Source organism: Streptomyces sp. SYP-A7185 (assembly GCF_046103685.1).
In the GTDB taxonomy this organism is placed as follows: domain Bacteria; phylum Actinomycetota; class Actinomycetes; order Streptomycetales; family Streptomycetaceae; genus Streptomyces.
In genome coordinates this window covers 8,064,169-8,077,871 of record NZ_CP122310.1, presented here as the reverse complement: position 1 = coordinate 8,077,871, position 13,703 = coordinate 8,064,169, and the positions used below count along the sequence as shown (strand labels likewise).

7 protein-coding genes are annotated in these 13,703 nt (G+C 72.0%); 1 reads left to right on the top strand and 6 read right to left on the bottom strand.

The features are described 5' to 3' along the window. The first annotated feature begins 480 nt into the window (after positions 1–480). Positions 481–2,022: a tryptophan halogenase family protein gene (locus QBL25_RS35285; RefSeq protein WP_409062892.1), complete on the top strand. Its 1,542-nt coding sequence runs from the start codon at positions 481–483 to the stop codon at positions 2,020–2,022. A 101-nt stretch (positions 2,023–2,123) separates the two neighbouring features. On the opposite strand, the gene QBL25_RS35280 is transcribed toward QBL25_RS35285, so the two are convergent. From QBL25_RS35280 to QBL25_RS35255, 6 genes are all read right to left on the bottom strand, one after another. Further along, on the bottom strand, positions 2,124–2,984 hold the full coding sequence (locus QBL25_RS35280; RefSeq protein WP_409061009.1) for a 3-hydroxyacyl-CoA dehydrogenase family protein: 861 nt from the start codon (positions 2,982–2,984) through the stop codon (positions 2,124–2,126). Between the two features lie 39 nt (positions 2,985–3,023). Then, positions 3,024–4,079: an HAD-IIIC family phosphatase gene (locus QBL25_RS35275; RefSeq protein ID WP_409061008.1), complete on the bottom strand. Its 1,056-nt coding sequence runs from the start codon at positions 4,077–4,079 to the stop codon at positions 3,024–3,026. Then, complete coding sequence (locus tag QBL25_RS35270) at positions 4,076–5,233, bottom strand: acyl-CoA dehydrogenase family protein (RefSeq protein WP_409061007.1); 1,158 nt, start codon at positions 5,231–5,233, stop codon at positions 4,076–4,078. Before QBL25_RS35270 ends, QBL25_RS35275 begins: the two co-directional genes overlap by 4 nt. After that, positions 5,233–5,499, bottom strand: a complete 267-nt coding sequence (locus tag QBL25_RS35265) for an acyl carrier protein (protein ID WP_409061006.1) — start codon at positions 5,497–5,499, stop codon at positions 5,233–5,235. Before QBL25_RS35265 ends, QBL25_RS35270 begins: the two co-directional genes overlap by 1 nt. Positions 5,500–5,567: 68 nt before the next feature. Then, on the bottom strand, positions 5,568–6,572 hold the full coding sequence (locus QBL25_RS35260; protein WP_409061005.1) for a 3-oxoacyl-[acyl-carrier-protein] synthase III C-terminal domain-containing protein: 1,005 nt from the start codon (positions 6,570–6,572) through the stop codon (positions 5,568–5,570). A gap of 1 nt (position 6,573) precedes the next feature. Further along, on the bottom strand, positions 6,574–13,698 hold the full coding sequence (locus QBL25_RS35255; RefSeq protein WP_409061004.1) for an amino acid adenylation domain-containing protein: 7,125 nt from the start codon (positions 13,696–13,698) through the stop codon (positions 6,574–6,576). Between the last annotated feature and the right edge of the window lie 5 nt (positions 13,699–13,703).

The following is a 13,703-nucleotide window of genomic DNA, read 5'->3' as shown; positions in this document are numbered from 1 at the left end:
GAGAAAGCCGGCAGCGACTTAGTCATCGACATCTTCTCCGAACCCCTACTCCCCGACTCGCGATACCCGCAGATGTTCGTCTCCCCCGCTGACAGGGCGATGACAGGCCGATGACGCCCCACTGACGGGCCCTGCGGGCAGCGCTGAACCACCGGCCTGAAGTGGAAATATAGAAAGCCGCAAACTTTTCGCACGGGGTATCGCTCTCGATTCGTTGACACTCGAGAACTCGCCGTGAGAAATTCTGCGAACGCCTCAGGAAAAGACGGTTCTCGCATTCTGGCGATCGACCGAATCGTGGCGGGCCACAGGTCGGGAGCGACTGGGGCGAGGTGGGCGAGTGATGCCGTGATGCACCGTCACCTCAGCTGAACAGCTACAACGAACCGGCGCCGGACGACGGTGCAGAAAGGTTGAGCAGTGGTAGAGGATCATCGCATCAAGCGGGTCGTCATCCTCGGTGGCGGTACGGCCGGGTGGATGTCCGCTTCGTACCTCGGCAAGGCGCTCGGACCGGACGTGTCCATCACGGTGCTCGAAGCGCCGCAGGTGGGCCGGATCGGCGTCGGCGAGGCGACGGTGCCGAACCTGCACAAGACGTTCTTCGACTTCCTCGGCTTCACCGAGGAAGAGTGGATGCGTGAGTGCAACGCCAGCTTCAAGATGGGCATCAAGTTCACCAACTGGCGCACTCCCGGTACGGGCGAGGCCAACCCGCGCGCCATGGGCGACGGGTCGTCGGACCACTTTTACCACCTGTTCGGCCTGCTCGCGAACTCGGACAATCTGCCGATCTCGCACCACTGGACGCACAAGACGCTCACCGGTCAGACCGAGGAGCCGTTCGACTACGCGTGCTACCGCGAGCCCCCGATCATGGACCAGAAGCTGTCGCCCCGGTTCATGGACGGCACCAAGTGGACCAACTACGCCTGGCACTTCGACGCGAACCTGGTCGCGGAGTTCCTCTGCAAGTTCGCGGTGCAGAAGCAGGGCGCGGTCCACATCCAGGACAAGATGACCGGCGCCGACGTGGACGAGCGCGGCTACATCACCTGTGTGAAGACCGAGACCGGCAAGGTCATCGAGGGCGACCTCTTCATCGACTGCTCGGGCTTCCGCGCGCTGCTCATCAACGGCGTGATGCGTGAGCCGTTCCTGGACATGAGCGACCACCTGCTCAACGACAGCGCGGTCGCCACCGCCGTCCAGCACGACGACGAGGCGGAGGGCGTCGAGCCGTACACCGGCGCGATAGCCATGTCGTCGGGATGGGCGTGGAAGATTCCCATGCTGGGCCGGTTCGGCACCGGGTACGTGTTCTCCAGCCGCTTCCAGTCGCGGGACGACGCCACCCTCGAGTTCTGCAAGATGTGGGGGCTCGACCCGGAGAAGCAGCCGCTCAACCAGATCAAGTTCCGGGTGGGCCGCAACCGCCGCGCCTGGGTGCGCAACTGCGTCAGCATCGGCCTGGCGTCGTGCTTCCTGGAGCCGCTGGAGTCCACCGGCATCTACTTCACCTACGCGGCGCTCTACCAGCTCGCGAAGCACTTCCCGGACAAGCGGTTCGACCCGATCCTCCAGAACCGGTTCAACGCCGAGATCGAGACGATGTTCGACGACACCCGGGACTTCCTCCAGGCCCACTTCAGCTTCGCGCCGCGCAACGACACGGCGTTCTGGAGGGCCTGCAAGGAGCTCGAACTGGCCGACGACATCAAGGAGAAGATGGAGATGTACCGGGCGGGTCTCCCGGTCAACATGCCCATCACCGACGAGACCACGTACTACGGCAACTTCGACGCCGAGTTCCGCAACTTCTGGAACAACAGCAACTACTACTGCATCTTCGCCGGCCTGAACCACATGCCGGAGCACACGCTGCCGCTCCTCGCGGCACGGCCGGACATGATGGACCGGGCCGACCCGGTTTTCGCGGGGATCAAGGACAAGCAGAAGGAACTGGCCGCGAACCTCCCGTCCACCTACGACTACCTGCGCAAGCTGCACGGCAAGAGCTAGCCGGAACAGCACAGCAGAGAGGAGCCCGTCCCGCCGGGGAATCGGCGGGACGGGCTCCTCTCTGCTGCCGTGCTTTCATGCCGGCCGTCCAGGAGCGCGGGTCAGCGGTCGTGGAGGCCGCGGCCCCCGCTCTTCTGGCCCAGCCGCCCCTCCCGGACCAGCCGGGTGAGCAGCGCGCACGGCGTGAAGCGGTCATCGCCCGTGAACGCGCGCAGCACGTCGAGGGTGTCGACGATCGTGTCCAGGCCGATCAGGTCCGCGGTCTTCAGCGGGCCCATCGGATGGCCGAGACACTCCCGGAAGACGGCGTCGACGGTCACGGCATCGGCCGTGCCCTGCTCAAGGACCGTGGCCGCCTCGTTGACGGTCAGCATCAGCACCCGGTTGGAGACGAACCCCGGCGCGTCCGCGACCACCAGGCCCTTCTTGCCCATGCCGGCGAGGAGTCCGGTGGCCCGGTCCAGCGTCGCCTCGGAGGTCTGGTCCGTGCGGATCACCTCGACCGCTTCCTTCAGCGGCGCGGGGTTCATGAAGTGCATGCCGAGCACCTGGCCCGGGCGCCGCGTGCGGGCCGCGAGATGGCCGATCGGGATCGCCGACGTGCAGGACGCGAACACGGCGTCCGGCGCGCAGCACTCCTCCAGGAGAGCGAACGTCTCCTCCTTGACCGGCACCCGCTCCGGACCCGCCTCGATCACGAACGAGGCGGTGCCGAGCTCCTCCCACCGGTCCGTCCAGCGGACGTCCGCCACCACCTCGTCCGGTGTACGGCGGGCCCGCCGCAGCAGTCCCGCGAGGCGCGCGCCGTCGCGCAGCCGCCGTGGCCCCGACTCCCGTGCGTCCGCGTCCGGTTCGAGCACCACGACCCGGTGTCCGGCGTCCGCCAGGCACTGTGCGATGCCGCATCCCATGGTGCCGCCGCCGACCACTCCGGTCGGCCTCTCCCGCTGCTCGTCCCGCATGGCTCCTCCTTGGCTCGGGCTGGGGGTCACTGGCCGGGCTCAGGGCGTGACGACCCGTACGTGTCCGGTCCGCGCGGACGGCTCGTTGCGCTGTTCGAGCAGCAGCCGGTCCCCGTCCCGGTCCACCACCTCGAAACCGGCGAAGCGCAGGGTGACCAGCATGATCCGGTTCACCTCGGTCGGCACGAACTCGGCCATCGGGCGGCGGCCCGCCGCCAGAGCCCGCCGCACCAGGTGGTCGAGCAGCACCGCGCCGACCCCCCGCGACGTCACGCGGCAGGACATCAACAGCAGCTTCAGGACGCTCCGGGTGGCATCGGTCTCGCTGATCGCGAGCCCGACGGTGCCGTACGGGCCGAAGCGGTCGGTGAGGCTCGCGACCAGCACCTCGTGGTCGTCGCGCGCGCAGAGCCGGCGCAGTTCCGCCATGTCGGCGCTCCAGCCGGTGGTGTTGAGCTGATGCGTGCGTACGGTCAGTTCGTGGGCCCTGGCCAGATCGTCGGGGGTGGCCGGGCGGAGGGTCAAGGTCAGGTCGAGCGAGGTGAGGAAGTCCGTCGCCGGTCCCGTGTGGTCGTCCTGGGCGGCCCGCCGGTCGGCCTCGACGCGGTACAGCGTCCGCCGCTGCCGGGACTCGGCGGTCACGAACGGCGGCCGGAACTCCTCGCGCTCCGGGAGCTGTCCGGCAAGCTCCGCCGGGTAGCAGCGGACCATGGGCAGCTCGGCCGCGACCTCGGCGCGCTCCACGGGGTCGTTGTCCACGAAGGCGAGGGTGTCCAGGCCGATGCCCAGGGTCTCGGCGATGCGCCGGACGGCCGCGCTCTTGGCGCCCCAGCCCACTTCCAGGACGGTGAAAAGATCGTCCAGGCCGTGGCGCCGCAGATGCGCGGCGGCGACTTCGTGCTCTCCTCGGCTGGCGACGGCGTGCAGGATGCCGCGCTCGTCCAGCGCGTTCAGGGTCGCGACCGCGGCGGGCACGGGCTCTGGGTCGTCGCCTTCCAGGACGACGCCGTCCCAGAGCGTGTCGTCCAGGTCCCACACCAGGCACTTGACGGTACTCATGCCCTTGTTCGTGCCCTTGCTCGTGGCGGTACTCATGGGCGAGGGCCCCCTTCGCCGGCCGGTACGTCATGGGTCGTCCCCGCCGCCCCGCGCAACAGGTGCTCGGCGATGTGCAGTTCGGACACCTCGTCGGAGCCCTCGATGATCCGCATCACCTGGGCGTCCCGGAAGAACCGCCCGGCCCTGCTGTCCGGGGCGCACCCCGCCGAGCCCATCAGCTGCACGGCCTGCCGGCTCACGGAGGCGGCGGCGCGGGCCGCCGCGTACTTGGCCATCACCGTCCGGGAGATCGCCTCCGGGTCCCGCTCGCCCCGCAGCCGGGCGGCGGCCCGGCACAGCTCGCGCGCCGCCTCGGTCTCCACGGCCGCGCGCGCCAGCGCCGAGCGGACCACCTGGTGCTCGGCCAGCGCCACCGAGGCCTGGGTCCTGGCCACCGTGTGCGCGATGGCGTCCCCGAGGCACGCCTCGGCCATCCCGACGCAGCCCCAGCCGACCGTGAACCGGCCGTGGTCCAGGGCCGTGGCCGCCACGTGCGAGAGACCGAAGCCCGCGGGCGCCACCAGATGGCCCTTCGGCACCCGTACCGCGTCGAACCGTAGGTGCGCGATACGGGCCGCCCGCAAGCCCAGTTGGCCGTTCACCGGCTCGCGCGTCACGCCGGGCCGGTCGGTCTCGACGAGGACCGTCGCGGGCCGGCCGTCCAGGCGGCCGAGGACCAGGCAGACGGTGGCCAGCTCACCGAAGGTGACCCACCGCTTGACCCCGCTGACCGTGACCGTGTCCCCCTCCACGCTGATCCGTGTCCCCACGGCCGAGAGATCGCTGCCCGCCTCCTGCTCGGTGGCGGCGAACCCGGCCAGCTGCTCCCCGGCGGCGAGCCGCGGCAGCCACGCGGCACGTTGCGCCGCGCTGCCCCAGCGGGCCAGCGTCGCCGCGACCATGCCCTGCACCGTCACCAGGCCGCGCAGCGCGCTGCACACGGAACCGAGCCGAGCGCACAGTTCGCCCAGCTCCAGCGGGGTGGCCCCGCCGCCTCCGTAGCGCTGGGGCACGTCGAGGCCGAGCAGTCCGGCGCCGGCCATGTCCCGTACGGTCCGCTCCGGCACCCCGCCGTGCAGATCCCAGGCCGCGGCCTCGTCCCGCAGGGCGGCGAGGTCCGGCAGAACCGCAATCCCCGTCGACACCCGCATCAGCCCGCCGTCTTGCGCAGCACGAAGTCGGTGAGCCGGACCACCGTACGGAAGTGGTCGAGTTCGAGGTCCTCCACGCCGACCTCCAGGCCGAACCGCCACTCCACGAACGTGACGAGCTCCAGGGCGAAGAGCGAGTTGACCAGGCCCAGGGCGAAGTAGTCGTCGTCGGGTCCGACCTCGTGTCCGGACCCCTTGGCGAGGAACGCCGACAGCTCGCCGCTCACCTCGTCCGCCGTCGGCGGCCGACCGGTCTCCGTGCCCATCCGTGCCCCTTCCCCAGCTTCGTGTCACGAACTCCGTGCTACGGGGGCCACCAGACCCCCGTAGGTCTCTACAGGTAGTGCGACGTGCCGCCGCCGTCTCCGTGCTCGACCAGCAGGAGGCTCCAGGCCGCCACCGGGCTGACGTTGTACAGCAGCCCGCGCTGCCCCTCGGCCAGGTCGCCCGATTCGATCGCCGACATCAGGTTCAGGAGCACGTCACTCGGCCCGAGATGGCCGTAGCGGCGCAGGTTGTCCGCGCACACCCCGGACAGCTCCACGCCGAGCGTCTCCTCGGTGAAGCGGAGGGAGCCCAGTGACAGGTTCTGGCTGAGGTGGCAGCCGACGTCGGCGGGGCGCATGCCGTTGCGGTCGAGCAGCGTGCGGTGCAGCTCGCGCAGCTGGTTGCGGGTCTCGATGGCCAGCTTGAACGAGTAGCCGTGCACGTCCGCGCACTCCTCGCGCCACTCGGCGGAGGGGCGGTCGCGGTAGTCGACCGCGAAGAGGTCCCAGTAGGCGCCGTTGGTCCGCTGGACCACGTCGAGCAGCCGCAGCGGCCCGTGCCGGGAGACCAGGACGGCCTGGCCGCCGTCACCGCTCACGGTGACCGGGTGGCGGTAGCGGCGCGGCGTGGCGGGCTTGCTGCCGTGGGCGATCAGGACGTTGTCGACGGAGTCGTCGGCGGCGAGGAGGCCGCGTGCGGCGAGCAGCGCCGGGCTGATGGAGGCACAGCCGAGGCCTCCCACGGAGAAGGTCACCGCGCGGCGGGCGCCGAGCCGGGCCTGGAGCCGGGTGGCCTCCGAACTCATCAGGGTCTCGGGCGAGCGCGCGTCGATGACGATCAGCGCGTCGAGTTCGTCCGGGCTGAGACCCGCCTCGGCCAGGGCGCGCGAGGCGGCACCGGCCGCGAGTTCGGTGGCCGACAGGTCGTCGGCGCGGATCTCGTCGATGCCGAGCCCCAGGCAGGTCTCCGCCTCGGTGGCGGGCAGTTCGGCCAGCTCCGGCAGTTCCGCGACCTTCACCGTCCGCTGCGGCAGGTAGTGCGCCACGGCCCGCAGCGCCACGCTCACCGCCATCTCAGCCCTCCCGCCCGGCCCCGGGCGGCACGGCCGCCACGCCGCTCAGCTCGGTGAACGCCTCGGCGAGGTGGTCGGCGAACTCCGCCATCCCGGCGGCCTCGTAGCGGCCGTTGTGGACCAGCCTGATCTCCAGCGTGCCGTGCACGACCGCCGTGACGACGACGATGGGATTGACTTCGAGGAGCGTCCCCATCCGGCCCGCGAGCGGCGCCTGGCTGATACGGACGGCCCCGTCACCGACCTGGATGGTGTCGACGCCGCCGACCTTGTGCTCCACGCACACCAACGGCTCGGCCAGCTGCCGCAGTTCCTCGACGGCGGCGGTGCGCGGGCTCAGCGTGCGCAGGATGCCGAAGCCGACGCCGTCGTTCGGGACGGCCCGCAGCGCGTCGACGACGCCGGGCAGCGCGTCGGGGACGCGGGCGCCGGGCTCCACGGGGAGCAGCACGGGGAAGAAGTTGGTGAACCACCCCAGGGACCTGGACCGGTCCGCAGGGCGGTACGGGTTCGGTGAACCGTGGCCGACGGTCCCCAGATAGGCGTGCGGCTGCCCGCGCCACCGGGCCCACGCGCAGGCCACGGCGGCCAGCGCCGCCTCCCGGCTCGCCGGTCCCGAGACGGTCAGCGGAGCCGCGAACGTGTCGGCGGGCACCTGCCGGTAGATGATGCCGGGCTCGGCGGCGGGCGTCTCGGCCTCCGTGGGGGCGTCCCCCTGCCGGCCCGCGCGCAGCACGCTCGTCCAGTAGGTGAGTTCGCCCGCCAGCTGGTCGGACTGGGCCAGCTCGTGCAGCCGCCCGGCCCAGGCGCGCCAGGCGGGCGGGCGGGTCTCGTGGCGCGGCGCGCCGGTGGCCGCGATGTCCGCGAGGGCCCCGTTGAGGTCCTCAAGGAGCGGGACGGTCGAGATCTCGTCGTACGCGAAGTGGTGCACCACGAGCAGCAGTACGCCGGGGCGGTGCGGCCCCCGGCTGTAGAACTTGGCCTGGAGCAGCGGGCCGCGCGCGAGGTCCAGCTTGTCGATCAGTTTGTCCTTGTCGGCTTCCAGCAGCGCCAGTTCGTCCTCCGGGCCCAGCGGCGGCAGCACGGTGGTGTCGAGCAGTTCGGCGTGCTCGACCGCCGCGCACTCGGCGCGCCAGCCCAGGCCGTTGCGCAGGAAGCGGTAGCGCAGCGGTTCCTGGATCGCCACGAGGTGCGCGAGGGCCGTGCGGACGGACTCGGCCGGCACTCCGGCCGCGACCTCGATGACCTCGATCGTGACGAAGTCCGCCGGTGCCTCGTCCCTGCCGTCGAGCAGGCGGTGGATCAGCGGGGTGAGGGGCAGGGAGCCGGAGGGGGTGGTGTCCTGGGGTGTGCCCGCCGCCGTCCCGGCCGCCGGTGCGTCGCCGCCGGCCGTGGACCCGGTCGCCGCCGCCACCTCGGCGAGCCCGCGCAGGGTGGGGTGGCGGAGCACGTCCTGGGGCGTGACGTGGACGCCGACGCGGCCTGCCCGTGCGGCGACGCCCACGCTCAGGAGGGAATCGCCGCCGATCTCGAAGAAGTCGTCGTCGGGTCCGATGCCGGCGCGGCCGAGCAGCTCGGTCCAGATCCCGGCCAGCACCCGTTCCGCCTCGGTCACGGACAAACCGGGGGCGGGTGCGGGGCCGGCGGCGAGGGTGGGGCGTGCGGCTGGCGGCATGGTCGGCTCCTGGGGGTCCCGGGGTTGCTGTGGTTCCTGGGGTTGCTGTGGTTCCTGGGTCGCTCGGGTGAGGCCGCGGCGGTCGAGTTTGTTGCCGCCGGCGGTCCTGGGCAGGGCGGTGTGCGGCACCACGCGCGCGGGCACCATGTGCGCCGGCAGCCGGTCGGCGACGGCCGCGCGCAGCTCCGCCTCTCCCGGCAGCGCCTCCCCCGCCACGTGGGCGACCAGCCGCAGCGAGCCCGACGCCTGCCGCTCGGGGACGACGACGGCCTCACGTACGCCCGCGCAGGCCACCAGGGCCCGTTCGATCTCGGCGGGCTCGACACGGAATCCGCGCAGGGAGATCTGATGGTCGGCACGCCCGTGCACGGTGAGGGTGCCGTCCGGCGCGCGGCTCGCCAGATCACCGGTGCGGTACATGCGCGAGCCCGGCGGACCGAACGGATCGGCCACGAAGCGGGCCGCGGTGCGTCCGGGCCGCCGGTGGTAGCCGCGCCCCACGGACGCACCGGCGACATAGAGCTCGCCGGTGTCCGCCGGGCGGCAGCGGTCGTCCAGGACGTAGGCGGCCGAGCCCGCGATCGGGTGGCCGATGTCGGGAGCGGAGTCACCCGATGCCGCGATCCGGGACCACGTACAGGTGACCGTGCACTCGCTGGGGCCGTAGAGGTTGAGCACCTCGAACGGCAGCCGGGCGGGCGGCCGCACGTGCAGCCGGTCTCCGCCGATCCCGAGGGTGCGCAGAGCGAGTCCGGGCACGGGGGCGTACTCGGCGAGCAGCAGTTCCGCCCTCGGCGTGGGCAGCATGGTCACGGTGATCCGGTGTTCCGCCAGCCAGCGCAGCAGCTGGTCGGGGGTCTGCGACGCGGGCAGGAAGTGCAGGGTCGCGCCGTGACAGAGCGGGCCCAGGATCTCCATGACGGCGGCGTCGTATCCGGCCGCCGACGACTGCGCCACCTGGTCGGACGCGGAGACCCGCAGCTGTTCGCCGTACCAGCGCAGCAGGTTGCGGAAGCCGCGGTGCTCGATCTCGCAGCCCTGGGGCCGGCCCGTCGAACCGGAGGTGTAGACGATGTAGGCCAGCCCCGCGGCGGTGTCCGGCGCGGCGGGGCCCGGTCCGCCGTCGGCGGACTCGTCCCGCAGGACGGTGATGGCGTCGCCCTCGATCATGACCGGGGCGCGCAGTTCGGAGAGGATCGCGGCCCGGCGCTTCCCGGGGGCCGTGGGGTCCAGACAGACGAACGCCGCGCCGATGGCGTGCGCCGCGAGCCAGCCGACGACCAGCTCCGGGCCGCGCTCCGCGCACACCGGGACCAGCCGCCCCGCACCGGACCGCCGCAGCCGCTCCGCGAGGTCCCCGACGCGCCGGACGAGCTCCCCGTACGAGACGTGCTCACCGGCGACGACGAGCGCGGTCCGCTCGGGGGCGCGCTCGGCGTGCTGCTGGACCGCTTCCCAGGCCGTGTCCGGGAGTGCCGTCGCCTCGACGCGACTGGTCGGGTTCCACGAGGGCAGCGCCTCGCCGAGCGGGCTGTCCGGGTCCGCGAGGGCCGCGCCGACGATGTCCTGGTAGAAGCGGCACAGGTCGCGCATGGTCGACGCGTCGAACAGGTCGACCGCGTACTCCAGGTAGCCGCTCATCGGGCCGTCGTCCTGGTCCATGATGCCGAGCGTCAGGTCGACCTTGGCGGTGCCGGGGGCGACGCCTTCACCGCTGTCCTCGGCGACGGGCGCGACCGTGAGGCCCTCCAGCCGCGGCGGGTGGGGCACGGTGTTCTGATGCGAGTAGGCCACGGTGAACATCGGGTGCCGGGACGCGTCACGCGGCGGCTTGAGCGCGGCCACGATGTCCGCGAACGGCACCTCCTCGTGGTCGAGCACCCCGGTGACGGTGGCCGAGCAGCGCCGGACCAGCTCGCGGAACGTCAGGCTCGGGTCGACCTTCGTACGGAACGGCAGCGCGTTGTTGAAGTAGCCGATCAGTTCGTGGGTCACCGGGTTGCCGCGGCCTGAGGTGGCGGATCCGATCACGACGTCGTCCTGGCCCGCCCACCGGTGCAGCAGCGCGTCGACGACGGCCAGCATGGTGACGAAGGTCGTCACGCCTTCCTGACGGCTGAACTCCCTCAGTGCTTCTGTGTGTTCACCGCTCAGCGAGAACTTCAGCAGGGCTCCGGCATGCGACTCGACCTCGGGGCGCGGCCGGTCGAGGGGCAGTTCGAACGGGCGCAGTCCGGCGAGGTGCGCGCGCCAGAAGTCCAGCCCCGACTCGCGCAGCCCGGAGTCGAGCCGGGACCGCTGCCAGGCCGCGACGTCGGCGTACTGCACGGGCAGAGCGGGCAGGTCGGGAGCGCGTCCGGCGAGGCGCGCGGCGTAGCACTCGGCCAGGTCACGGAAGTAGATCCGGGGCGCCCAGCCGTCGAAGACGCCGTGGTGCCAGGTGCACAGGAGCAGGTGGTCCTCGTCCGACACGGCGAAGAGGACGGCGCGCACCAGGGGGCCGCGCGCCAGGTCGAAGGGTGTGGTCGACTCGGCCTCCGCCAGCTCCCGCAGCCGTTCCTCGGGGTCCGCCTCGCCGCTCAGGTCCACTACCTTCAGCTCCGGCTCCGGCACGTCGGCGTACACCCGTGGCACGCCGTCGGCGTCGGCGGCGATCCGGGTGCGCATGACCTCGTGCCGCCGGGCCAGGTCCACGAGCGCTCCGCTCAGGGCCGTGCGGTCCAGCGGGCCGTGCAGGCGCAGGTCGGCGGGGATGTTGTACAGGGGTGTGTCCGGGGCGAGTTGGTCGAGGTACCAGAGCTGTTCCTGCCCGATGGACGGCGGCAGCGGCGCTCCGGGCTCGCGCGGCAGCAGCGGGACGGTCCAGTCCGTGTGCGGGCCGACGGCACCCCGGCGCCCGCCGACCAGAGCCGCGAGGTCGCGCACCGTGCGGTGCTCGTAGAGATCGGCGAAGGTCAGCTTGACGGCGAACCGGCTCTCGACCTCGCGCAGGAGGCTGATGCCGGCGATGGAGGTGCCACCGAGCCCGAAGTAGTCCGAATCGGCCTGTACTTCGGGGGACTTGAGGATGCGACGCCAGATGTCCGCGATGGCCTGCTCCAGGTCCGCGTCATGCGCGGTACTGATGTGCGGCGCGGGAAGTGCCTCGCTCTCCCCGCGGGGTGCCTCCTGCGGGCCGCACCAGCACGAGACGGGCTCGAAGGGGTAGGTGGGGGCCTCGATGCGGGGGATGCGGGTGCCGCGAGGGCCGGGCGCGCTCTCGGCGCCTGCGTGGTGCGCCCGCCAGTCGAACGCCGCACCCCACGCGTACAACCGCGCGAGGGCGTCAAGGACTCCGCCATCCGCCTCCTCGCCTGTCTTGCCGCCCGTCTGGTCGCCCGTCTCGTTGTTCGACAGCAGGCGTACGAGAGGCAATCCCGGTTCCTCGGCTGTCACCGCGCGCGACAGGGCGCCGTCCGCGCCCATCTCCAGGAGCACCGCACCCTCGGCGAGGAAGCCGCGTACCGCGCGCCGCAACCCCTCTGGATCGACCGCCGTGGTCGGGGGCGTGTCGTCGTACAACCGGACCGCCTCGTCCTCGCCGATCCGTTCCCGCAGCAGCCGCACCACCACATTCCCGCGACCGGAGCCGACCATCCGGGGATTCTTCAGGCCCAGCCGTCCGAGCAGAGTGAACAGGGCGCGATGGCGCGACAGTTGACCGGACCGGCGCGACTCCAGCGAGGGGAACGCGGTACAGAGGCGGGCCCAGGTCGCATCGTCCAGTTCCGTGTCGCCGGAGAACAGGAGCACCACCGGGACTTCGGGCGCGACCGGCCGGTCCGGCAGCTCGGCCGCGCGCAGCACCTCGGCCAGCTCGCGGGTGTCGCGTGCGGTGCCCGCCCAGCGGTACGGGTGGTCGTCGCGGCCCGCGTTCAGCGCGAACGCGACCTCCGGGAGCCCGTGGTCGGTCTGCTTCAGGAACCTGGCGACCCGCGCGGCGTAACGGCCGAGCGCGGCCGGGGTTTTTGCCGAGAGGGTGACCAGGTGCGGCCGATCGTCCGGTGTCCGCGCACTTGGGGGAAGCTGGGGCGCCTCCTCGATGACGGCGTGCACGTTGGTCCCGGTCAGCCCGAAGGAACTCAGACCCGCCCGGCGGGGCCCCTCCTCCGGGGCGGGCCATGGGGCCGGTTCCGTGCGCACGTTCAGCCGGCCGGCGAACTCGATCAGCGGATTGGGCGCGCTGAAGTGGGCGGTCGGATAGAGCGTGGCGTGACGCAGGGCGGCAAGGACCTTGAAGAGACCGGCCATGCCCGCCGCGTGGTCCAGGTGCCCGACGTTGCTCTTGACCGACCCGATGTCGAGGGGTGCGCCCGGCCGTCCGCCGGATTCTCCGCCGCTCGCCGCGAGGGCCTGCCGCAGCCCGTCCGCCTCGACGACGTCACCGAGCGGGGTGGCCGAGCCATGGCATTCGACGTAACCCGCCTTGCCGAAGTCGGCCTCCGCGTCCCGCCACGCCTCGGCGATGACGGCGGCTTGGGCACTCGCGCTGGGGGCGCTCATGCTGGTGGCTCCGGCGCCGTTGTGGTTGACGGCGACGCCGCGCAGCACGGCGTGGATCGGGTCCCCTTCGGCGAGCGCGTCGGACAGCCTCTTGAGGACGACATAGCCGCCGCCTTCCCCGCCCGTCGTACCGTCGGCCCGCGCATCGAACGGGCGGCACACGCCCTCCTGCGATTCGACGCCGAGCAGCCGCTCGTGGTCCTGCTCGGGCAGCAGCACCGAGTGCACGCTGAGCCCACCGGACACCGCGAGGTCACACTCACCCTCGCGCAGCTTCTGGACGGCGAGCGCCAGCGCGCTCAGGCTGCCGCTGCACGCGGTGTCGACGACGAGCGCGGGTCCGGCGAAGTCGAAGAGGTACGAGACGCGGGCGGCCAGCGCGGCCGGGATCGACCCGAGGATCTGCTGCGGGTCGTCCTTCCCGTACAGCCGCGCGTACGACGGGTCCGGTGCGCTGACGACCACGGCCGTGCGGGAGCCGCGCAGCGTGGCCGGGGCGAGGCAGGCGTTCTCCAGTGCCTGGTGGACCAGTTGGAGGGTCAGTCTCTGGTGCGGGTCCATGAGTTCGGCCTCGCCGGGCGAGATGCCGAAGAAGGCGTGGTCGAAGAGGTCTATCCGGTCCAGATAACCCAGCTGCGCGTACTCGGTCCGCGGGTCGCCGCCCGCGTAGGTGATCCGGTCGGCGTCCGCCGCCCGTACGGCGTTCCGGCCGGCGGTGAGGTTGTCGTGCAGCCGGTCCAGCGTGTCTGCCTCCGGCAGTGCGCACGCGATCCCGATGATCGCTACGGCTTCCCGGCTCTCGCGGCCGTCGCCGCCGTCTCGACAGTCTCCGTCGTTTCCGTCGTCTCGGCCGTCTCGGTCATCTCGGCCGTCTCGGTCGTCTCGGTCGTCTCGGTCGTCTCGGCCCATCGTGT

Excerpts from the sequence above, each read along its gene's own strand:
- QBL25_RS35270 (WP_409061007.1), bottom strand. The coding sequence starts at position 5,233 with ATGCGGGTGTCGACGGGGATTGCGGTTCTGCCGGACCTCGCCGCCCTG.
- QBL25_RS35265 (WP_409061006.1), bottom strand. The coding sequence starts at position 5,499 with ATGGGCACGGAGACCGGTCGGCCGCCGACGGCGGACGAGGTGAGCGGC.
- QBL25_RS35260 (WP_409061005.1), bottom strand. The coding sequence starts at position 6,572 with ATGGCGGTGAGCGTGGCGCTGCGGGCCGTGGCGCACTACCTGCCGCAG.
- QBL25_RS35280 (WP_409061009.1), bottom strand. The coding sequence starts at position 2,984 with ATGCGGGACGAGCAGCGGGAGAGGCCGACCGGAGTGGTCGGCGGCGGC.
- QBL25_RS35285 (WP_409062892.1), top strand. The coding sequence starts at position 481 with ATGTCCGCTTCGTACCTCGGCAAGGCGCTCGGACCGGACGTGTCCATC.
- QBL25_RS35275 (WP_409061008.1), bottom strand. The coding sequence starts at position 4,079 with ATGAGTACCGCCACGAGCAAGGGCACGAACAAGGGCATGAGTACCGTC.
- QBL25_RS35255 (WP_409061004.1), bottom strand. The coding sequence starts at position 13,698 with ATGGGCCGAGACGACCGAGACGACCGAGACGACCGAGACGGCCGAGAT.